Annotated in this window: 17 protein-coding genes; 3 read left to right on the top strand and 14 right to left on the bottom strand. The window is 67.0% G+C overall.

Annotated features, from left to right (window positions below; all coding sequences use genetic code 11):
• Window positions 1-3: 3 nt before the first annotated feature.
• Window positions 4-972 (top strand): ABC transporter substrate-binding protein, encoded by a 969-nt coding sequence (locus ACIA03_RS21850; protein ID WP_396986392.1) that lies wholly within the window; start codon window positions 4-6, stop codon window positions 970-972.
• A complete protein-coding gene (locus ACIA03_RS21845) occupies window positions 969-1,817 on the top strand; it encodes an ABC transporter ATP-binding protein (protein ID WP_396986389.1) in 849 nt (282 codons plus the stop codon). The genes ACIA03_RS21850 and ACIA03_RS21845 overlap by 4 nt, the downstream gene beginning before the upstream one ends.
• Window positions 1,818-1,825: 8 nt before the next feature.
• Here ACIA03_RS21845 and ACIA03_RS21840 read toward each other — a convergent pair whose 3' ends face one another.
• The 3 genes from ACIA03_RS21840 to ACIA03_RS21830 form a co-directional block, all read right to left on the bottom strand.
• Entirely contained in the window at window positions 1,826-2,311 is a 486-nt protein-coding gene (locus ACIA03_RS21840; protein WP_396986387.1) for a pyridoxamine 5'-phosphate oxidase family protein, read from the bottom strand.
• A gap of 99 nt (window positions 2,312-2,410) precedes the next feature.
• Window positions 2,411-2,824, bottom strand: coding sequence for a DUF4232 domain-containing protein (locus ACIA03_RS21835; RefSeq protein ID WP_396986385.1), 414 nt, complete (start codon window positions 2,822-2,824; stop codon window positions 2,411-2,413).
• A 335-nt stretch (window positions 2,825-3,159) separates the two neighbouring features.
• The gene (locus ACIA03_RS21830) at window positions 3,160-3,546 is read right to left on the bottom strand and encodes a winged helix-turn-helix transcriptional regulator (RefSeq protein WP_396986383.1); all 387 of its coding nucleotides are present in this window, start codon (window positions 3,544-3,546) and stop codon (window positions 3,160-3,162) included.
• 109 nt (window positions 3,547-3,655) lie between these two features.
• Between ACIA03_RS21830 and ACIA03_RS21825 the strand changes: the two genes are divergently transcribed.
• Entirely contained in the window at window positions 3,656-4,537 is an 882-nt protein-coding gene (locus ACIA03_RS21825) for an alcohol dehydrogenase catalytic domain-containing protein (protein WP_396986381.1), read from the top strand.
• Window positions 4,538-4,595: 58 nt separating this feature from the next.
• Here the strand turns inward: ACIA03_RS21825 and ACIA03_RS21820 are convergent, their stop codons facing one another.
• The 11 genes from ACIA03_RS21820 to ACIA03_RS21770 form a co-directional block, all read right to left on the bottom strand.
• The gene (locus ACIA03_RS21820; protein ID WP_396986379.1) at window positions 4,596-8,471 is read right to left on the bottom strand and encodes a DNA-directed RNA polymerase subunit beta'; all 3,876 of its coding nucleotides are present in this window, start codon (window positions 8,469-8,471) and stop codon (window positions 4,596-4,598) included.
• An 87-nt stretch (window positions 8,472-8,558) separates the two neighbouring features.
• Window positions 8,559-12,029 (bottom strand): DNA-directed RNA polymerase subunit beta, encoded by a 3,471-nt coding sequence (rpoB, locus tag ACIA03_RS21815; RefSeq protein ID WP_396986377.1) that lies wholly within the window; start codon window positions 12,027-12,029, stop codon window positions 8,559-8,561.
• 349 nt (window positions 12,030-12,378) lie between these two features.
• Window positions 12,379-13,266 (bottom strand): J domain-containing protein, encoded by an 888-nt coding sequence (locus ACIA03_RS21810; RefSeq protein WP_396986375.1) that lies wholly within the window; start codon window positions 13,264-13,266, stop codon window positions 12,379-12,381.
• Between the two features lie 8 nt (window positions 13,267-13,274).
• The gene (locus tag ACIA03_RS21805) at window positions 13,275-13,907 is read right to left on the bottom strand and encodes a hypothetical protein (protein WP_396986373.1); all 633 of its coding nucleotides are present in this window, start codon (window positions 13,905-13,907) and stop codon (window positions 13,275-13,277) included.
• A gap of 138 nt (window positions 13,908-14,045) precedes the next feature.
• Complete coding sequence (locus ACIA03_RS21800) at window positions 14,046-15,314, bottom strand: MCE family protein (protein WP_396986371.1); 1,269 nt, start codon at window positions 15,312-15,314, stop codon at window positions 14,046-14,048.
• Window positions 15,311-16,810: an MCE family protein gene (locus ACIA03_RS21795; RefSeq protein ID WP_396986368.1), complete on the bottom strand. Its 1,500-nt coding sequence runs from the start codon at window positions 16,808-16,810 to the stop codon at window positions 15,311-15,313. Before ACIA03_RS21795 ends, ACIA03_RS21800 begins: the two co-directional genes overlap by 4 nt.
• Window positions 16,810-17,952 (bottom strand): MCE family protein, encoded by a 1,143-nt coding sequence (locus ACIA03_RS21790; RefSeq protein ID WP_396986366.1) that lies wholly within the window; start codon window positions 17,950-17,952, stop codon window positions 16,810-16,812. The genes ACIA03_RS21795 and ACIA03_RS21790 overlap by 1 nt, the downstream gene beginning before the upstream one ends.
• Window positions 17,949-18,923: an MCE family protein gene (locus ACIA03_RS21785; protein WP_396986364.1), complete on the bottom strand. Its 975-nt coding sequence runs from the start codon at window positions 18,921-18,923 to the stop codon at window positions 17,949-17,951. Before ACIA03_RS21785 ends, ACIA03_RS21790 begins: the two co-directional genes overlap by 4 nt.
• A complete protein-coding gene (locus ACIA03_RS21780; protein WP_396986362.1) occupies window positions 18,920-19,972 on the bottom strand; it encodes an MCE family protein in 1,053 nt (350 codons plus the stop codon). Before ACIA03_RS21780 ends, ACIA03_RS21785 begins: the two co-directional genes overlap by 4 nt.
• Window positions 19,969-21,330, bottom strand: a complete 1,362-nt coding sequence (locus ACIA03_RS21775) for an MCE family protein (RefSeq protein WP_396986361.1) — start codon at window positions 21,328-21,330, stop codon at window positions 19,969-19,971. Before ACIA03_RS21775 ends, ACIA03_RS21780 begins: the two co-directional genes overlap by 4 nt.
• Window positions 21,327-22,154 (bottom strand): MlaE family ABC transporter permease, encoded by an 828-nt coding sequence (locus ACIA03_RS21770; protein ID WP_396986360.1) that lies wholly within the window; start codon window positions 22,152-22,154, stop codon window positions 21,327-21,329. Before ACIA03_RS21770 ends, ACIA03_RS21775 begins: the two co-directional genes overlap by 4 nt.
• Between the last annotated feature and the right edge of the window lie 11 nt (window positions 22,155-22,165).

The raw sequence follows: 22,165 nt of genomic DNA, 5'->3' as shown, positions 1-22,165 counted from the left end.
CGCATGATCCGCCCCATGATCGCCACCGCCGCCCTCGTGCTGACCACGACCACCGCCTGCGGCGCCGACGCCGCCGGCGACCAGGCCACCGCGGACGGCTTCCCGCTCACCATCGAGAACTGTGGCGCCGAGGTCACCTTCGACGCTCCGCCGGAGCGCGTCGTGATGTTGAAAAGCTCCGCGGTGCCCTACCTGCACGCGCTCGGCGTGATGGATCAGGTCGTCGCCCGGGCCGGCGACTACCCCGCCGACTACTACGACGCCGAGACCCGGGCCGAGCTCGACAACATCCCGCTGCTCACCGACGAGATGGACACCAGCGGCCACCTGCAGATCTCCAAGGAGGTCGTGATCGCCGAGCAGCCCGACCTGGTCCTCGGCGAGGTCGACAACCTGTCCCGAGACACCCTCGACGCCGTCGACATCGATCTCCTCGAGGAGCCGGCGATGTGCCCCGAGGGCGTGGACGACCCCGGATTCGACGACGTCTACAGCCAGCTGGAGGCCTACGGCAAGGTCTTCGATCGCGAGCAAGAAGCCGAACAGGCTGTCGCTGACCTGCGAAAACGCGTGACCGAGCTGGAGACGAAGAAGATCGGCGAAGGACGTACGGCGGCCGTTCTCTATCCCACCGTAGGCGGCGGCGTGACCTACGCCTACGGCACCCGGTCGATGGCCCACCCGCAGCTGGAGGCGGCCGGGTTCGAGGACGTCTTCGCCGACGTCGACGAGCGAGTCTTCGAGGTCTCGACCGAGGACCTTCTCGAACGCGACCCCGATGTGATCATCCTGCTCCACAACGCCGGCGACCCGGCGAAAGTCGAGAGGTCGATCACCCAGCTGGCCGGCGCCGAGGACCTCACCGCGGTCAGGAACGGCGACGTGATGGCCCAGCTGTTCAACTTCACCGAGCCGCCCTCGGCCCTCTCGGTCGACGGCCTGGATCGGATCATCGACAGGTTCGCGCAGTGATCGAGGCCGGCGGCCTGTCCTGGACGTACGGCACGACGACGATCCTCGAGGACGTCGACGTCGCCTCCCACGAGGGCCGGGTCCTGGGTCTGATCGGGCCGAACGGGAGCGGCAAGACCACCCTCCTCCGCCTGCTCTACGGCGCCCTCCGCGGCAGCGGCACCGTCGAGATCGACGGCGACGACCTCGCCCGGCTGCCGGCCAAGGAGGTCGCGCGCCGCCTGGCCGTCGTCGTCCAGGAGTCCGGCACGGCTGATCCGAATTTCTCGGGATCCCTGACCGCCGGCGAGATGGTGCTGCTGGGACGTACGCCGCACCTGTCCGCCTTCGCCAGGGCCGGTGAGCACGACCTGGAGATCGCCGCAGAGTGCCTCGAGCGGGTCGGCGGCACCCACCTCGGTCCGCGCTCCTTCGCCGCGCTCTCGGGAGGCGAACGGCAGCGGGTGCTCATCGCGCGGGCGCTGGCCCAGGAGGCGACCCACCTGCTCCTCGACGAGCCGACCAACCACCTCGACATCCGCTACCAGCACGAGATCCTCGCCTTGGTGCGCAAGCTCCGCGCTCCGCGCGGTTACTCCCTCGCTCGGCGCGAGCGGACGAGCAAGCTCGCCGCTCGACCTCGCTCCGGTCGTCTGGGGACGACGGCGATCGTCGTGCTCCACGACCTCAATCTCGCGGCCCGCTACTGCGACGACGTGGTGCTGCTCGACCGGCACCGCGTCGCCGCGCGCGGCACCGTCGACGAGGTGCTCCGCCCCGAGATCCTGGAGCCGGTCTACGACATCGGCATCGAGCGGCTCGAGCTGCGCGAGGAGATCCATCTCCTCTTCCGCCCCGCGACCTGACGCAATCCTCAGAGCTCCGGCGCCGCCTCGACCCGGGTCTCCGGCGCCGCATCGTCGTCCGGGTCGACACCGGGCAAGTGCGCCTCCCAGAGCTCGACGTCCATCACATAGAGGCGCAGCGGCGCCTCACCGCGCAGCTCGGCGGGCTTGAACGCTCGGGCCGTCCCGACGAGCCGGTGGAACGCCACCGCGCAGCGCTTCTCGAGCTCGAAGTCCGGCACCTGGCGGGCCATCCCGGTCACGTACGCCGCACTCGCCCCCGACCCCGGCGGCACCGAGGAGTCGAAGATGACCCCGGCAACGCGCGGGTCGCGGACGATGTTGCGGGAGTGCTGCGCGTCCGGCGCCGAGACCCAGTAGAGGTCCCGGTATCCGTCGTGGGAGAAGTAGACCGGCGACGTACGCGGCCGGCCGTCGGGGTCCGACGTCGCCAGCACCAGGTAGGCGACGCCGTCGACGATCCCGCGGACGTGTCTGTCCAGATCAGCTGCCATACCCCTGAGGGTAAGACACTTCGCTAGTGCTGACCTGCGTATTTGCGTGGCAGCTCGTAGCCCTGATCGGCCAGCACCTCACGCCGCCGCGGATGGCCGCTAGTGGAACGCGTGGTGAGACAGGAGCGAGACGTTCTTGTCCTCACACCCGGTCGTCTCGTGGCGGACGAACTGGGAGTCGTAGGAGTCCGGCGGATAGACCCGGAAACCGTCCACCTTGGCCGGCCGGCAGTCGGAGGCCGGGTAGTTCTCGGCCGTCGACTCGGCGACCTCGCTCACCGCCACCTGACCCGGCTTCATGATCACCCTGCGCCACTTGCCCTCACGCGCCGCCGGGGCGCCGATCTGGGTGCCGTCGCCGCCCCCGACGTAGGACAGCCCGCCGAAGCCACCGAGGGCACAGGCATGGTCGGAGACGTTGGTCAGCGTGATCTCGCCGAACCGCGATCCCGCGCCCGCGTCGGTCGCGTGGTAGCCGGCCTTCAGGTCGGCGTTGACGCATTTCGGCGTCACCGGATCCGCCGGATCCACCGTTCCCGAGCGGGAAGAAGGAGACTCAGTCCTCACCGGCGAACCCCCCGTGGCCGCCGGTGAGGACTGAGTCGTGGACGATGGTGCGCTGCTCGCCTGGGAGGGGTCCGCGGTCCCGGAGGCAGATGGTGACGCGTCGACCGCCCCGTCCATCGTCGATGCGCAACCTCCCGCCGCGAGCACGCCGAGGATCCCGAGACCGACCATCATCAGCCGCATGTGCCGCATCGTCGCTCCTCGAGTAGCAGACAATCCATCGTCCCAACCCTGAGACGCGCGGGTGTCCCGGTCCGTTGCATCCCGTTTCGGGATTTTCTTCAGGCCCTGCCGTCGTACGCCGTCCGGGCCGCGTCGACCTCCGCCATGTGCACCTCGGCCCACTCCTTGAGGTGGGCGAGCACGGGCAGCAGGGTCTGCCCCAGCGGGGTCAGCTCGTAGTCGGTCCGCACCGGCACCGACGGCGTGACCGTACGGGTCAGCAGCCCGTCGCGCTCCATCTTCCGCAGCGACTGGGTCAGCATCTTCTGGCTCACCCCCTCGATCCGCGAGGCCAGCTCCGAATACCGCAGCGGCCCGTTCAGACCGAGCGCCACGATCGCCAGGCTCACCCACTTGTCGCCGATGGTGTCGAGCAGTCGCCGGCTCGGACACAGCGCCGTGAACGCGTCGAATCCGCTCGGCCGTTCGGCCGTCGTCGTCCCCATGGCAGACCTCCAGGTGCGTACGCCACTTCAAAGTGCCCTCTTCCCAATAGAGAGTAAGGCACCGAAAGTAGTGCAGGCAACCAGTCGACCACACCGAAGGACAAACACCATGTACGCACTCATCTCCCGCGCCGGCGACCCGACCCCGCACCTCGAGGAGCTCCCGGCGCAGCCGCTGGGCACCGGCGACATCCGGGTCGAGGTGGCCGCAGCCGGCTTCACCCTCTTCGACGCCTTCGTGGCCGCCGACCACGCCCCCATCGGCCTACCCGACGTGATCGGCCTCGGCTTCGACTTCAGCGGCGTGGTCGCCGAGATCGGCGAGACGGTCTCCGGCTTCGCCGTCGGCGACCGGGTCGCCGGCTTCCACGGCAACCCGGCCGCGGGCGCCCGCGCGCATGCGACCGAGGTCGTGCTCCCCGCCACGGATGCCGCAGTCGTACCGGCCCCGCTCTCCCTCGAGGCGGCCGCCGCGGCCCCGCTCAACGCCCTCACCGCCCGCCAGGCCCTCGACCTCCTCGGCTCCGAACGCGGCACGCTCCTCGTCACCGGTGCGGCTGGCGGGGTCGGTGTCTGGGCTCTGGCCCTGGCGAAGGCCGACGGCTGGACCGTCGACGCCCTCGTACGTCCCGGCACCGAGCACCTCGCGACCGGCGCCGACCAGACCGTCACCGAGATCGAGCCGCACGCCCACGACGCCGTGCTTGATCTGGCAGCTCTCAACGAGCCCGCCCTGGCAGGCGTACGCGACGGCGGCCGCTACATCAGCGTCAAGCCCGGCCGGGCGCCCGCGCCCGAGCGCGGCATCGAGGTCTCGACCGTGATGAGCCACGCCGACGGGCCGGTCCTGGCCGGTCTCCTCGAGCTGGCCGCCGACGGCACCGTGCCGACCCGGATCGCCGCGACGCGCCCGCTGAGCAAGGCCGCCGAGGCCTACCAGGAGGCGACGGCGGCACCCGGCTCGGACGGTCGCTGGCTCCTGATCCCCTGAAGACAATGGCGAAGGCCCCGCCTCCCTGAGGAGACGGGGCCTTCGTGACCACTCTCGACTAACTCTGGTAGGAGCCGAAGTCGAAGTCGTCCAGCGCGACGGCCTGGCCGCCGGTGTTGCCGAACTCGTAGTCGTAGTTGTCGTAACCGGTCACGGAGTACGCCGCGGCGCGAGCCTCGTCGGTCGGCTCGACCTTGATGTTCCGGTAGCGCTCCAGGCCGGTGCCGGCCGGGATGAGCTTACCGATGATGACGTTCTCCTTCAGACCGCGCAGCGAGTCGGAGCGGCCGTTGATGGCAGCGTCGGTCAGGACACGGGTGGTCTCCTGGAACGACGCGGCCGACAGCCACGACTCGGTGGCCAGCGAGGCCTTGGTGATGCCCATCAGCTCCGGACGACCCGAGGCCGGCTTGCCGCCCTCGGAGACCACGCGCCGGTTCTCCGACTCGAAGTCGATGCGGTCGGCCAGGTCGGACGGCAGCAGGTTGGTGTCACCGGACTCGAGCACCGTGATCCGGCGCAGCATCTGCCGCACGATGATCTCGATGTGCTTGTCGTGGATCGACACACCCTGCGACCGGTACACGGCCTGAACCTCGTCGACGAGGTGCTGCTGCGTCTTGCGGACACCGAGGATACGGAGGACCTCCTTGGGATCCGGCGTACCGATGGTCAGCGCCTGGCCGACCTCGATGTGGTCGCCGTCGGCGACCCGCAGCCGCGAGCGACGGGAGACGACGTACTCCTTGACGTCCGAACCGTCGTCCGGGGTGACCAGGACCTTGCGGGCCTTGTCGGTCTCCTCGATCTCGACGCGACCGGCGACCTCGGAGATCGGCGTGACACCCTTCGGCGTACGCGCCTCGAAGAGCTCGACGACACGCGGCAGACCCTGCGTGATGTCGTCGGCCGAGGCCACACCACCGGTGTGGAACGTACGCATGGTCAGCTGGGTGCCGGGCTCACCGATGGACTGGGCGGCGATGATGCCGACCGCCTCACCGATGTCGACGAGCTTGCCGGTGGCCAGCGAGCGGCCGTAGCACTTGGCACACGTACCCGTGCGGGCCTCACAGGTGAGGACCGAACGGACCTTGACCTCGGTGATGCCGGCGCGAACCAGCTCCTCGATCTTGACGTCGCCCAGGTCCTCGCCGGCGACCGCGAGAACCTCGCCGGTCTCCGGGTGCTCGATGTCGACGGCAGCCGTGCGAGCGTACGCAGCGGTCTCGGCGTTGTCGTCCTTGACGACGACGCCGCCCTGGTCGACACCGATGACCTTCGGCAGACCGCGCTCGGTGCCGCAGTCGTCCTCACGGATGATGACGTCCTGCGAGACGTCCACCAGACGACGGGTCAGGTAACCCGAGTCGGCGGTACGCAGCGCGGTGTCGGCCAGACCCTTACGAGCACCGTGAGTGGAGATGAAGTACTCCAGGACGGAGAGACCCTCGCGGAAGTTCGACTTGATCGGCCGCGGGATGATCTCGCCCTTCGGGTTGGCCACCAGGCCTCGCATGGCGCCGACCTGGCGGATCTGGTTGAAGTTACCCGAAGCACCCGAGGTGACCTGCATGAAGATCGGGTTCTTGCGGTCGAACGCCTGCTCCATCGCGGCACCGACGACCTTGGCGGCCTCCGTCCAGATCTCGACGAGCTCCTGACGGCGCTCCTCGTCGGTGACCAGACCGCGCTCGAACTGCTTCTGCACCTTGGCGGCCTGGGTCTCGAACGTCTCCAGGATCTCGGCCTTGTTCGGCGGCGTGGTGACGTCGTCGATGGAAACCGTGACACCCGAGCGGGTGGCCCAGTGGAAGCCGTTGTCCTTGAGCGCGTCCAGCGACGCCGCGACCTCGACCTTGGTGTAGCGCTCGGCCAGGTCGTTGATGATCGCGCCGAGCTGCTTCTTACCGACCTCGTAGTTCACGAAGGGGTAGTCGGCGGGGAGGGTGTCGTTGAAGATCACCCGGCCCAGCGTGGTCTCGAGCACGATCGGGTCGCCCGCGGTCCAGCCCTCCGACACGTCGTAGCCGATCGGCGGGACGATGTCGTCGAGGCGGATCTTGATCTTCGACTGCAGCGTGATCTCGAGGTGGTCGAAGGCCATGATGGCCTCGGCCGGGGACGAGAAGGCACGACCCTCGCCGACCTCACCCTCGCGGTCGGAGGTGATGAAGTAGAGACCGATGATCATGTCCTGGGTCGGCATGGTGACCGGACGACCGTCGGACGGCTTGAGGATGTTGTTGGTCGAGAGCATCAGGATGCGAGCCTCGGCCTGGGCCTCCGCCGACAGCGGCAGGTGGACAGCCATCTGGTCACCGTCGAAGTCCGCGTTGAACGCGGTGCAGACGAGCGGGTGCAGCTGGATGGCCTTACCCTCGATCAGCTGCGGCTCGAAGGCCTGGATGCCGAGGCGGTGCAGGGTGGGCGCACGGTTCAGCAGAACCGGGTGCTCGGTGATGACCTCTTCGAGGACGTCCCACACGACCGGGCGAGCCCGCTCGACCATCCGCTTGGCGGACTTGATGTTCTGAGCGTGGCTCAGGTCCACCAGGCGCTTCATCACGAACGGCTTGAACAGCTCCAGGGCCATCTGCTTCGGCAGACCGCACTGGTGCAGCTTGAGCTGCGGGCCCGACACGATGACCGAACGGCCGGAGTAGTCGACGCGCTTACCGAGCAGGTTCTGACGGAAACGACCCTGCTTGCCCTTGAGCATGTCGGAGAGCGACTTCAGCGGACGGTTGCCCGGCCCGGTGACCGGGCGGCCACGACGACCGTTGTCGAACAGCGAGTCGACGGCCTCCTGCAGCATCCGCTTCTCGTTGTTCACGATGATCTCGGGGGCACCGAGGTCGAGAAGTCGCTTGAGGCGGTTGTTGCGGTTGATCACACGACGGTAGAGGTCGTTGAGGTCGGAGGTCGCGAAGCGGCCACCGTCGAGCTGCACCATCGGGCGCAGGTCCGGCGGGATGACCGGAACGGCGTCGAGCACCATGCCGGTCGGCTGGTTGCCGGTCTTGCGGAAGGCGTCGACGACCTTGAGGCGCTTGAGCGCGCGGACCTTGCGCTGACCCTTGCCGGTGGCGATGGTCTCGCGCAGGTTCTCGACCTCGGCCTCGATGTCGAAGTTCTCGAGGCGCTTCTGGATCGCCGTGGCGCCCATGTGGCCCTCGAAGTACTTCCCGAACCAGGTCTTCATCTCGCGGTAGAGCAGCTCGTCGCCCATGAGGTCCTGGACCTTCAGGTTCTTGAAGGTGTCCCAGACCTCGTCGAGACGGTTGACCTCACGCTCGGTGCGGTCACGCAGCTGCTTCATCTCGCGCTCGGCGCCGTCCTTGACCTTGCGCTTGGCGTCGGACTTGGCGCCCTCGGCCTCGAGCGCGGCCAGGTCGGTCTCGAGCTTCTTGGCGCGGTCGTTGATCGCCACGTCGAGCCGGCCGGTCAGCATCTTGCGCTGCTGGTCGACCTTGGCCTCGAGCGAGGACAGGTCGCGGTGACGCGCGTCCTCGTCGACCGAGGTGATCATGTACGCAGCGAAGTAGATGACCTTCTCCAGGTCCTTCGGGGCGAGGTCGAGCAGGTAGCCCAGCCGCGACGGAACGCCCTTGAAGTACCAGATGTGGGTCACCGGAGCGGCGAGCTCGATGTGGCCCATGCGCTCGCGGCGTACCTTCGAGCGGGTGACCTCGACGCCACAGCGCTCACAGATGATGCCCTTGAAGCGCACGCGCTTGTACTTGCCGCAGTAGCACTCCCAGTCCCGGGTGGGACCGAAGATCTTCTCGCAGAAGAGGCCGTCACGCTCGGGCTTGAGCGTGCGGTAGTTGATGGTCTCAGGCTTCTTGACCTCGCCGTGGCTCCACGCGCGGATCTCGTCCGCGGTGGCCAGGCCGATCTTGAGCTGATCGAAGAAGTTGACGTCGAGCACGGTGGCTTCCAGTTCCTTCGTTAGTTCTTGGAAAGTTCAAAGGGGACTGAGGGAGGGAGGTGCGCCCGGAGGCGCACCTCCCGCTCGTCAGACTTCCTCTACGGAAGAGGGCTCGCGACGGGAGAGGTCGATACCGAGCTCCTCGGCGGCGCGGAAGACGTCTTCCTCCGCGTCACGGAGCTCGATCGCCGAACCGTCCTGGCTCAGCACCTCGACGTTCAGGCACAGCGACTGCATCTCCTTGACGAGAACCTTGAACGACTCCGGGATACCCGAGTCGGGGATGTTCTCGCCCTTGACGATCGCCTCGTACACCTTCACGCGGCCGGGCACGTCGTCCGACTTGATGGTCAGGAGCTCCTGCAGGGCGTAGGCGGCGCCGTACGCCTCCATCGCCCAGACCTCCATCTCACCGAAGCGCTGGCCACCGAACTGGGCCTTACCGCCGAGCGGCTGCTGGGTGATCATCGAGTACGGACCGGTCGAGCGCGCGTGGATCTTGTCGTCGACCAGGTGGTGCAGCTTGAGGATGTACATGTAGCCCACGGCCACCGGCTCCGGGAACGGTTCGCCGGAGCGACCGTCGAAGAGACGGGCCTTGCCGTCGGTGCCGACCACACGCTGACCGTCCCGGTTGGGGAGGGTCGCGCTGAGCAGACCGGTGATCTCGTCCTCACGCGCACCGTCGAAGACCGGGGTGGCCACCTTGGTGCCCGGCTCGGCCTTGTCGGCGTGGATCTTGATCAGGCGCTGCTTCCAGTCGCTGTCCTCGGGGTCGTCGGAGAGGTTGAGGTCCCAACCCTGCTTGGCGAGCCAGCCGAGGTGGAGCTCCAGGACCTGTCCGATGTTCATACGACGCGGAACACCGAGCGGGTTGAGCAGAACGTCGACCGGGGTGCCGTCCTCCATGAACGGCATGTCCTCGACCGGCAGGATCTTCGCGATGACGCCCTTGTTGCCGTGACGGCCGGCGAGCTTGTCACCCACGGAGATCTTGCGCTTCTGCGCCACGTAGACCCGAACCAGCTGGTTCACGCCCGGGGGCAGCTCGTCGCCCTCCTCACGGTCGAAGACGCGGACACCGATGACGGTGCCCTCCTCACCGTGCGGAACCTTCATCGAGGTGTCGCGGACCTCGCGCGCCTTCTCACCGAAGATCGCGCGGAGCAGACGCTCCTCCGGGGTCAGCTCGGTCTCGCCCTTCGGCGTGACCTTGCCGACCAGGATGTCACCGGTGGTGACCTCGGCGCCGATGCGGATGATGCCGCGCTCGTCGAGGTCGGCCAGCATCTCCTCGGAGACGTTCGGGATGTCCCGGGTGATCTCCTCCGGGCCCAGCTTGGTGTCGCGAGCGTCGACCTCGTGCTCCTCGATGTGGATCGAGGTGAGGTAGTCCTGCTGCACCAGACGCTGGGAGAGGATGATCGCGTCCTCGTAGTTGTGACCCTGCCACGACTGGAAGGCGACCAGGAGGTTGGCACCCAGCGCCATCTCGGCACCCTGGGTCGCCGGGCCGTCGGCCAGCGGGGAGCCGACCTCGACCCGAGCGCCCTCGTCGACCAGCGGCTGCTGGTTGACGCAGTTGCCCTGGTTGGAGCGCTCGAACTTCGCGAGCTTGTAGGAGGTGTAGGTGCCGTCGTCGTTGAGGGTCTCGATCAGGTCGGAGGAGACCTCCTTGACCACACCGGCCTTCTTCGCGACGAGCACGTCACCGGCGTCGACAGCCGCGCGGTACTCGATGCCCGTGCCGACCAGCGGCGAGTCGCTGCGGACCAGCGGCACCGCCTGACGCTGCATGTTGGCGCCCATGAGCGCACGGTTGGCGTCGTCGTGCTCGAGGAACGGGATCAGCGCGGTCGCGACCGACACCATCTGGCGCGGCGAGACGTCGATGTAGTCGACCTCCTCGGCCAGGAGCTCGGAGACCTCACCGTCGCGCTGGCGGACCAGGACGCGCTCGGTGGCGAACCGCATGTTCTCGTCGACGGCCGCGTTGGCCTGCGCGATGACGTACTTGTCCTCGTCGTCGGCGGTCAGGTAGTCGATCTTGTCGGTGACGACGCCGTTCTCGACCTTGCGGTAGGGCGTCTCGACGAAACCGAACGGGTTGATCCGACCGAAGGAAGCCAGCGAACCGATCAGACCGATGTTGGGACCTTCAGGGGTCTCGATCGGGCACATCCGGCCGTAGTGCGACGGGTGGACGTCTCGGACCTCCATGCCGGCGCGGTCACGGGAGAGACCACCCGGGCCGAGGGCCGACAGACGCCGCTTGTGCGTCAGGCCCGCGAGCGGGTTGTTCTGGTCCATGAACTGCGAGAGCTGCGAGGTGCCGAAGAACTCCTTCAGCGCAGCGACCACCGGACGGATGTTGATCAGGGACTGCGGCGTGATCGCCTCGACGTCCTGGGTCGTCATCCGCTCGCGCACCACGCGCTCCATACGAGCAAGCCCCGTACGCAGCTGGTTCTGGATCAGCTCGCCGACCGTACGCATCCGGCGGTTGCCGAAGTGGTCGATGTCGTCGGCGGCGATGTCGATCGTGCCCTGCGGCGTCTCGAGCTGCGTACGCCCGTCGTGCAGCGCCACGACGTACTTGATCGTCGCGACGATGTCGTCGACGGTCAGGGTCTGCTGGTCGAAGGCCTCGGTCAGACCGAGCTTCTTGTTGACCTTGTAGCGACCGACCTTGGCGGTGTCGTAACGCTTCGGGTTGAAGTAGTAGTTGTTCAGCAGCGTCTGCGCGGCCTCACGCGTCGGCGGCTCGCCCGGGCGCAGCTTGCGGTAGATGTCGAGCAGCGCGTCGTCCTGCGCGGTGGTGCTGTCCTTCTCCAGGGTCAGCATCATCGACTCGTACTCGCCGAACTCCTCGCGGATCTGCTCGTTGGTCCAGCCGAGGGCCTTGAGCAGCACCGTGACGTTCTGCTTGCGCTTGCGGTCGAGGCGGACGCCGACCAGGTCGCGCTTGTCGATCTCGAACTCGAGCCAGGCACCGCGGCTCGGGATCAGCTTGGCGGTGTAGATGTCCTTGTCGGACGTCTTGTCGGCGGTGCGCTCGAAGTAGACGCCCGGGGACCGGACGAGCTGCGAGACGACGACGCGCTCGGTGCCGTTGATCACGAAGGTGCCCTGGTCGGTCATGAGCGGGAAGTCACCCATGAAGACCGTCTGGCCCTTGATCTCACCAGTGTCGTTGTTGGTGAACTCCGCCGAGACATAGAGAGGCGCGGAGTAGGTGAAGTCCTTCTCCTTGCACTCCTCGACGGTGTACTTGGGGTCGTAGAAGACAGGGCTCTCGAAGGAGAGGGACATGGTCTCCGAGAAGTCCTCGATCGGGGAGATCTCCTCGAAGATCTCCTGCAGACCGGACTTGTGGGACACGTCCTCACCCGCTGCTTCGCGGGCGGCAACCTGCTCCTGCCAGCGCTCGTTGCCGATCAGCCAGTCGAAGCTGTCGGTCTGGAGGGCGAGGAGCTGAGGAAGCTCGAGAGGCTCTGAGATCTTTGCGAAAGAGATGCGGCGAGGGGTGGAGTCACCCGACGAGGTGCGCGCGGCCAAGAGGAATCCTTCGACAAGGTTCGCAGGTGGATTCGCGCTGCCGACCACCGAACAGCCACCGGGCAGGCTGAGGGGCATATGAAGGCATGCGCAAAGCGCCATAGTACGGCACAAAAGCGCACTTCACAACACCGGGCCCGATTAAAAGTCCGGAGTACCTTCCTTCACACCTGCGGCGCTCGAAGATCGGCGTGGTCCTGCAGTGCCTTCGTCGAGCATCGCGGATGATCATGCGCCCCATCGGCACCCTGGGTCAAGCATCCGCGCCAATCGGTCCGCCCCACGGAAATGTTATTCCAATCACTTGACAGGTAGCGCAAAGGCCTGGGCGGCCGGGCCCGACCGGCCCCTAGCCCTTGCTGGGCTGCGTCTCGACCTTGTCGACCAGCCACTCGTCGCCGACCTTGGCCATCGTGAGCATCGCGTACTCCTGGTAGCCGATCGGGGTGCTCCGCTGAGCGTTGGTGACCTGGCGGTCGACCAGCACCAGGATCTGCACGGTGTCCTCGGAGACCCGGATGACGCCGGCGTCGACCGGAGCCAGGGTCTTCACCACGGTCTTCGTCTCGGGGACGTTGTCGACGAGCACCGCGAAGAGGCGGTCGTAGTCCTCGCGGTAGTCCTTCGTCATCACGGCGTGAGCCTTGCTCTTCGACTCGTCCATCTTGCTGTAGTCGTAGGAGAGCAGCGGGACCGCGGCCTTCTTGGCCGCCTCGAGAGCGTCGGCGCCCTGCTCCTCGACGAGGAGCTTGTGGTTGCGGGTGATCTGCTTGCCCATCGCACCCTCGACCGTGCTGGTCGTGACGTTGTTGTTGGAGACGGTGGAGACCTTCTCCTGGCCGAAGAAGACCACACCGGCAGCGACGACCGCGGCCAGGGCGAGGGCGCCGGCAGCGACCAGCCCCCACGTCGGGAGCGGGGGCAGCGTACGTCCTGCGGACTCCTTCACCTCGGCATCGGAGCCTTCGTCGGCGGGCTCGGCCTCGTCGGATACCTCGTCTTCGAGCTCGTCCTCGGCGGTCTCCTCGACCGCGGCCTCCTCGAGAGCGGCCAGCTCTGCGTCGTACGCAGCCCGCTTCTCCTCGTCCAGGAGGACGGCGGCAGCCTCGTTGAGGGTGCGGAAGCGACGGTCGGTCGGGTCCAGGTCGGCGATAGCCGCCTTCCACGCCGCGCGGATGTCGTCGGTCGCGGCATCGGGCTCGACGTCGAGCAGGTCGTACCAGGTCGGACTAGTCATCGTGGAACTCATGGTGTCACCCCTTCGCCGCTTTCCGAAGTAGGAGCCTCCTCGGCGGGGTACCAGTCGTCGACCAGCCACTTCCCGTTCTGCTTCACGAGCTCCACCTCCGTCCGCGCGAGCTGGCGCGCCGCCTCGACGCGCTCCTCGGACCCTTCCGACTTCGGGTAGCTGATCGCGAGCTCGGCGACGACCAGCACAGTCGCGCTGTCCTCGTCGAGACCGGCGACCGCCGTGCTGTGCACGCTCGTCGTGCGACCGACGCCCTGCTGGACGACGGTTGCCTCGGCGAAGGCGACGTTGCCCAGGAAGCTCTTCTCGAACTTCGGGGTCAGCAGCTCGCCCACTCGCTCGCGATACTTCGGCATGGTCTTCTTGTCACTGCCGACGTCCTCGGGACCGTAGGTGTTGACCCGGCCGACGAACTTGTCGGCCGCTGCCATGACCTGCTCGCGCTGGCTCACCACCGAGTCGGCGGCGCCGCGGGTCAGCTGCCAGCCGACGTAGCCGGCGGCAGCCAGGATGACGGCGATCAGCAGGGCCAAGACGCCCCAGCGGAGCAGAGAGCCTCGCTTCCCGGTCGTCTGGTCGGTCTCTGAGCCGGTCTCCGTATCGGGGCCGGGGTCGGTCGTGGTGCTCAAAACGGATCACTCTCTGTGGTCAGTGGCTCAAGGAGCCATTTCCAAGCATCATCACCGTACGCCGCAGGCGAGTCGGTCGATGCGGCAGCACTCCGGGACCCCGACCCCGATCGGCTGCGTGTGGTCTGGGGCGTCCGGCTACTCGGTCTCCATCGGCTGGAGGTAGAGCCACTTCCAGGCGTCGTCGCCGTAGGAGGCCGGTGCCGCGGTCGACACCGAGGCATTCTCCGGGTCGGCCCAGGTCAGCTTGCCCGTGTCAGGGTCGAAGGTGGCCACCGAGCCGGGGTCGCCGACCGCGGCGCGCGGGATCTGGCTGGAGCCGCGGGCGTTGGACTTGGACGGGGGCTCGGTGCAGGTGACCTCAGTGTTGAACGGACGGTCACGCAGGTCGAGCGGGCTGCGCTTCTTCGTGCTCTCGTAGCCCTGCTTGCACGGCGGCTGGGTGGTGATGACCATCCCGAAGTGGGCCTGCGCCAGGCCTGGGTGGCCAACGTCGACAACCCCGAAGCCGCCCTCGACCACGAGCGGAAAGACCGAGAGTACTTGCTTGACGCCCGGAAGGTTCTTCCGGACGACCTTCCCGGTCACCAACACCTCGTTGAGGAGCTCGCCGAGATCTACCTGGTTCTGCTCCAGGAACTGGCGCAGCTCGGTGGAACTGGCCGATCCGCTCTCGATCAGCCTGATCAGGTCCTTGTTGGAGCCGGCCAGCGTGCCGGTGAACAGCTCCAGGTCGGTCGCGAACGACTTGATCGCCGAGCTGCTGTCCAGCTGTCCTTGGAGGACGGTGTTGCTGTCCCGGATCAGCTGGGTGGTGAGGCCGAAGTTCTGGTCGGCGGTCTCCACGAACGCCGTGCCGGTGTCGATGATGGTCTGCAGGTCCCGGCCGGTGCCGGCGAACCCCTTGCCCAGCTCGTCGACGGTGGTGGTCAACGCTTGCTTGTCGACCGAGTTGACAGTCGTGGTGATGTCCTCGAGCAGCTTCTCGGTCGGCAGCGGGGTCGTGGTGGCCGCGCGGGCGATCTCGGAACCTTCCTCGAGGTAGGGCCCACCCTGCGACTGCGGCTGCAGCTCGACGTACTGCTCACCGACCGCCGAGCGGTTGCCGACCACGGCGAGGCTGTCGGCCGGGATCTTGTTCTTCCACGCGTTGTCGATCTTCAGCGTGACGTCGACACCGCTGCGGTTGAGGATCAGGTCGCCGACCTGGCCGATCTTGACGCCTCGGTAGTCGATCTCCGCGTCCTCGTAGATGCCGCCGGACTGCTCGAAGTGAGCCATCACGACGTAGTGGTCCTTGACGAACAGGGACCCCAGACGGGCGTAGCGCGCACCGACGAAGCTGACCCCGAGCAGGGTGATCAGCAAGAAGACCATCAGCTGGATCTTCGTACGGCGGGTGATCATGAGACGCCCTCCTGGTGAGTGTTGCCCGAGGTGCTCAGCGCCGGGATCATCAGCGAGGTCAGACCCGGGTCGAGCTCCTTGCTCAGCTCGTCGTACGTCACCGCGTACGTCCCCGGGGTCGCGCCGGCGCGACAGAACAGCAGCAGGACGCACCCGGAGCCGTCGTCGGTGGCGGTCCCGCCGCCGGACGAGGACGTCCCGAGCCCGAGCAGGCCGTCGAGGGTCTTCCCGATGGACCCCAGCACACCCGTGACGCACTCCTGCGGCGCCGTGGACTGCCCGGTCAGCGCTTCCTGGCACGTGTCGATGGCACTGGCCAGGCCACCGTCCTTGCAGACGTTGGTGAGGTTGTTGAGCCAGTCGAGGGCGGTCTCCTCGTCGGGGTACGTCTTCAGCTTCCGGTTGATCTCCTCGAGACCCCAGCAGGCGGTGCTGCCGACCCGAGGGGCGTTTTGGAGCAGGGTGTCGAGGTTGAGGTCGACGGTGACGTCGAGGTTGACGAAGTCGCCCTGGTGCAGGTTGCGAGCAGCCTGGGGGGAGCCACCGACGGCCTGGTCCACGAACGGGTAGGTCAGGATCGTGTTCATCGCCCGGACGAACTTGTCGCCCGAGTCGGCCAGGTTCGTCAGGACCGGCTGGAGGTCCTTCACGATGCCGATGGTGTTCTCCTTGGACGCCCGGATGACGCGTACGCCGGTGTCCCCGAGCCGTTCCAGAGCCTTGAGCATCTTGACCAGGTCGGCGCGCTGCTTGTCGATGCTCGAGAGCGCCGAGGGCAGCTCGTCGAGCGCGGCGTCGATCGAGCCCATCTGCGCGTTGGTGGCCTTGGCCAGCGCGTCGAGCGCCTCGATCGCCGCGACGATCTTCGCCTTGTTGTTGTCGAGGTCGCGCGCCAGCTTCTCCACCTGGTGGAGAACCGAACGGGCGGAGTCCTCGCGACCGGCGAGCGCCTTGTTGAGCTCGGTCGAGATCGTCTTCAGCTGGGCGACGCCACCGCCGTTGAGCAGCAGGCTCAGGGCACCGAAGACCTCTTCGATCTCCGGGTTGCGGCCGGTCTGGGACAGGGGGATGGTCGAGCCGTCAGTGAGCTTCGTGGACTCGGGCTCCGCGGGCCGCTCCAGGGAGATGAACTTCTCGCCGAGCAGCGACGTCTGCTGGATCGAGGCCCGTACGTTGGCGGGCAGATTCACGTCCTTCTTCAGCAGCACCTCGACGGTGGCGACGCCGTCGTCGAGCCAGATCTTGTCGATCTTGCCGACGTCGATGTCCTCGAGCTTGACGGTCGACTGCGGCACCAGATCGAGGGTGTCCTGGAACTGCACCGTGACCGACATCGCGTCGTCCCCGGCGTCCACGCCACCCGGGAGCGGCAGGTCGTAGACGGAGAAGGTCCCACAGCCGGTCAGCATCAGGGCGCCGACGACCACGCCGACGAACGCCTGAGCGGCGCGCTTCATCATGGGCATCGTCGTCTGCCTCGGGCTCAGCTTCGGCATCATTCCTTCACCTCCACCAGGCCGCCGAGCGACATGTCATAGGGAACCCCGTAGGACGAGCCCGTGCCGGGGCCGATCGCCGCGGAGCGGTTGAGGCCCGGCATCTGCCGGATCTGGGTGCAGATCTCGGCGCTGCTGCCGTTGGTCGCCTGGTCCACGAGGCTGCACAGGAACGCGGCGGGGTTCTGGGTGATCTCGTCGATGACCATCGACAGGTTGGCCTGGGTGTCGAGCGTCCCCGTCTCCGGGTTGTACGCATGCCCCAGGTTGGTGAGGGCCAGCGGCGCGGTCCGCAGGCTCTCGTCGAGCGCCTTGCGCTGCTTCACGAGGACCTTGCCGACCCGGTTGAGACCCTGGATGTCCTCGCGCAGGATCGACTTGTTGTCCCTGACGAACTGGGTCACCTTGGTCAGCGCCACCGACAGGTTCCGCAACGACGCGGCGAGCTCGTCGCGCTCGCCCTCCAGCATGGAGGACACCTCCGAGAGAGCCTGGGCGAAGTCGCGTACGGTCTGGTCGTTCTTCGCGAGCGTGCCGATGAAGCCCTCGAGCTGCTCGGCCGAGTTGAAGAACTGCTCGTCACGGTTGTCGAGCGCCTTGGTCAGCTTGCCGAGGTCGCCGATGGTCGAGTTGATCTTCTCGCCCTGGCCGCCGAGGTTCTTCGCGGTCTGCTGCAGCAGGTCGGTGAGGGCGCCGTTCTTGTTGGCGCCGTCGGGTCCGATCGCGACCACGAGGTCGTCGACGCTGGAGTAGATCTGGTCGAGCTCGACCGGAACAGAGGTCTTGTCGGTGCTCAGCACCGCACCGTCGGCCATCTTCTTGCCGCCGTCGTAGGCAGGCGTGACCTGGACGTAGCGGTCACCGACGATGGACGGGGAGATGATCACGGCCTTCCCGTCTGCCGGCAGGTCCACGTCCTCCCGGTATTCCATGGTGACCTTGACATCGGTGCCGTTCGGGTCGACGTCCGTCACCTTGCCGACCGGCACGCCGAGCACGCGCAGGTCGCTGCCCTCGTAGAGGGAGACCGTGCGCGGGAAGTGCGCCACCAGCGTCTTCTCGCCGGTGTCGCGGACCAGCGCCCAGGCGCCGACGCCGAGGACGAGGGCGCCGATGATGATCGGGACGATGAACTTGTTCATGGGGTCCCCCCAGTGACAGCCGGGACGGGAGGCATGTTCTGGACGTAGGTGTCCCACCACGGGCCGTTGCCCAGGGTGTTGTTGAAGACCCGGTAGAACGGGGCCATCAGGCGCAACGACTTCTCGAGGTTCTCCTCGTTCTTCGTGAACACGTCGAGGATCACGTCCAGGCTCTCGAGCGCCGGCTTGAGATCTGCCCGGCTGTCATCGACCAGCCGGGAGAGCTCCTTGGAGAGCTGCTGGGTGGACAGGAGCAGGTTGTGGACCGCCTCCCGACGCTCGACCAGCGCCGCGAAGAGCTGGTTGGCGTTGTTCATCAGCGTGAGCAGATCCTCGTCGCGCTCGTCGAGCACCTTCGTCACCCGGTCGAGCTGGGTGAGCAGGGACTCGATGCGCTCGTCCTTGGCGGCCAGGTTGCGGGAGAGGTCCGAGACGCCGGTGAGGGCTGCCTGGAACTCCTCCGGCGTCGACCGGGTCAGGTCGGCGAGCGTGGTGAGCGCCGCGGCGAGCTGGTCCTTGTCGATGTTGGCGGAGGTGTCGGCCAGGCCCTCGAAGGCCTCGACCACGTCGAAGGGAGACTGCGTGCGGTCCACCGGGATGGTGGCGCCCGCCTTCATCTGGCCCTCGCCGGCCGGCTGCAGCTCGAGGAACATGTCGCCGAGCAGCGTCTTCACGCGTACGCCCGCTCCAGAGTTCTCACCGAAGTTGACCTTCTCGCGGATCTTGAAGCCGACCTTGACCTGGTCGCCGTCGAGCTCGATCGAGTTGACCTTGCCGACACGGACACCGGCCACCCGGACCTCGTCGCCGGTCTTCAGGCCACCGGCCTCGGAGAAGTTGGCGTAGTAGGTGGTGCCACCACCGATCAGCGGCAGGCTGTCGGCCTTGAAAGCCATCACCAACAACAGCAGGAGAACGGCGATCGAGACGGCGCCGATCTTGACTGGGTTACGTTCGCGGAAGGGAATCATCCGAGGTTGCACCTCGCTTGACCGGGCTGGTAGATCGGAATGTCGAGGTCCTTGCCGTCCGTGTCCCGGATCGTGCCCCGCAGGCCACACAGGTAGAAGTTGAACCAACCGCCATAGGTGGCCGTCGCACCGATCTTGTCCAGCTTGATCGGCTGGAGCTCGAGGGCGTCGTCCAGCTCGCGCTTGTCCTTGGCGATCTCGTCGGAGAACCGCCGGGTCTGGCGCAGGTCCTCCAGGAGCGGGTCCTTGGCCTCGTGCACCAGGTCTGCGGTCTCGACGGAGAGCGCCGAGATCTGGTCGAGGGAACCCAGGATCGCGTCACGGTCCTTGTTGAGACCGCCGATGAAGTCGCGGAAGGTCACGATCAGGCTGGAGAGCTCCTTCTCGCGATCCCCGACATGCTCGAGCACCTCGGTGAGGTTGTCGATCAGGGCGTTGATGATCTGGTCCTTCTCGGCCAGGGTCGAGGTGAGCGACGCCGTGTGGGAGAGCAGGCTCTCCAGCGTGCCGCCCTCGCCCTGGAAGACCTGGACGATCTCGTACGACAGCGTGTTGACGTCGTTGGGCGACAGCGCCTGGAAGAGCGGCTTGAACCCGTTGAAGAGCACCGTCAGGTCGAGCGCCGGGTGGGTCTGGCCGACCGGGATCGTCTGGCCCTCCTGCATCGCGGAGGCGTCGCCCACCAGCTGGTTGGTCAGCGCGAGGTAGCGCTGGCCGATCAGGTTGCGGTATTTGATCGTCGCCTCGGTCGTGGTCGCGATCTGCTGCGCGCTGTCGACCGTGAAGGTGACCACGGCGCTGCGGGCGTCGTCGGAGATCTCGATGCCCTTGACCGAGCCGACCTTGACCCCGGAGATGCGTACGTCGTCGCCCTTGTTCACACCGGTGACGTCGGTGAAGACCGCCTTGTACTCATCGGTCCGACCGAACGTGACGTTGCCGATCGTGATCGCGAGCAGGCCGGTGGCCAGCGTCGTGACGATCACGAAGATGATCAGCTTCCAGAAGTCCTGGAAGGTCTTGGCGTCGAAGAGCTTGACTGCGCTCACCGGTAGCTCACCTCCGCTCCACGCGCGGCCGGACCGAGCATCAGCGCGCCGAGGTCGGGGACCTCGTCAGCACTCATGCCCAGACCCGGAGCGAACAGCTCGTTGATGACATCGGCCTCGGCCGACGTACCGACATAGGACAGGGGCGAGAACTCGCTGGTCCCGGTGGCCGCACGCATGGTGCCCTTTCCGGTGGGCTCGTCGACTCCGTCGTCGACGTTGGGAACCTGGGTGAAGGGGTTCTTCTGGGTCCAGGGGGCGTTCGGGAGCTTTCCGCACCTGGGTCCGGTGTCCGCGCCGTAGCGCGGCTTGTCCTTGGTCGACCACGGACGTGGCTGGTGCGGCAGCGTCTCGAGCGTGATGTGGACGGTGTAGTTGCGGAACACCTCGGTGTACTCATCGGTCAGGGTGTCGATGCCGCCGATCAGGCACGGGAACATCGGCGCGTAGCGCGCCAGGGTCTGGGTGACCGGCCGGCCGACCTCGCCGAGCTGGATCAGTGTGTCCCCGTTGTCGTCGAGGAACCCGTCGGCCGTGTTGGAGAAGGCGGTGACGTCGGTCAGCATCTTGTTGAGCTGCACCTCGCGGTCCTCGAGCGTGGTCGCGGTGACGATGGTGTTGCGGAGGATCTGACCGATCTCCGGAAGCACCGCCTGATAGGTCCCGGAGACCTTGGTGGCGAGCTCGAGGTCCTCGATCAGCGCCGGAATCTGGGGGTTCAGGCGCTTCAGGTAGGAGTCGAGGGTGTCGAGCGACTCCCCGAGCTTGTCGCCCCGACCCTCGAGCGCCGTGGCCATCGCGTTGAGCGTGTTGTTGAGATCGGCCGGCTGGATCGTCCGCAGCAGCGGGTAGAGGTCACGCAGCACCGCCTGGACCTCGGTCGCGATCTTGGTCTTCTCGATGACCGCACCCGGCTTGATCGACTCGGTGAAGTCGGTGTCGGGCGGGATCAGCGAGACGTACTTCTGCCCGAAGAGCGTCTTGGGCAGGATCGCGCCGGTCACGTCGGGGTGGACCTTGCTGATCTCGTCGGGGAAAAGCCCCAGGGTCAGCTCGGCGCCGTCCTCGGTCGGCTTCATGTCGAGGACCTCACCGACGATCAGGCCACGGACCTTGACGTCGGCACGCTCGGGAAGCTGCAGGCCGATGCGGTCGGCCTTGAGGGTGATCTCCTCGAAGTCTCCGAACTTGTTGGTGAACTGCGCCCAGGTCAGGACGAGCGCGGTGAGGACCAGGGCGATGAAGACGATCCCGAGGATCTTGCCCTTCTGCCGGGCCCAGGCCAGCGCCACGGCGCTCCTCTTGTGAGGAGCAGGCACGTGGTGCTCGATGCCGCCACGGGTGAGTGTCTGGGTCATCCCGCCAACCTCACCGTCGTCGTGCTGCCCCAGATCACCATCGAGAGCATCAGGTCGACCACGTTGACGGCGACGATGCTCGTACGCACCGCCTTGCCGACCGCGACACCGACACCGGCAGGGCCGCCGGAGGCGTGGTAGCCGTGGTAGCAGTGGATCAGGATCACCACGACCGCGAAGATCAGCACCTTGCCGAAGGACCACAGCACGTCGACGGGCGGCAGGAACGTGTTGAAGTAGTGGTCGTACGTGCCCGCGCTCTGGCCGTAGAAGAGGACCACCGTGAACCGGGTGGCGACGTAGGAGGACAGCAGGCCGACCACGTAGAGCGGCACGATCGCGATCAGGCCACCGATCATCCGGGTGGTCACCAGGAACGGAAGCGACGGGACCGCCATGACCTCGAGCGCGTCGACCTCCTCGGAGATCCGCATCGCACCGAGCTGGGCGGTGAATCCACAGCCGACCGTCGCCGCCAGCGCGATGCCCGCGACCAGCGGGGCGATCTCACGCGTGTTGAAGTAGGCCGACACGAAGCCGGAGAACGCCGAGGTGCCGAGCTGGTCCAGGGCGGTGTAGCCGGAGAGCCCGACCTGGGCTCCGGTGAAGAACGTCATCGCCAGGATCACGCCGACGGTGCCACCGATGACGGCCAGCGCGCCGGAGCCGAGGGTGACCTCGGCGAGGATCCGGAGGATCTCCTTCTTGTAGCGCCGCAGCGTGCGCGGGAACCATCCGATCGCGCGCAGGTAGAAGCCGAGCTCGTCACCGAGATGGTCGAGGCTCTTGGCCGGCTTCTCGTAGATCGCCTTGATGTTCGCCATTTCCTCGCCCT

This window comes from Nocardioides sp. NPDC051685, from assembly GCF_044453405.1.
Lineage (GTDB): Bacteria > Actinomycetota > Actinomycetes > Propionibacteriales > Nocardioidaceae > Nocardioides.
This window is presented reverse-complemented; position numbering and strand designations above follow the sequence as displayed.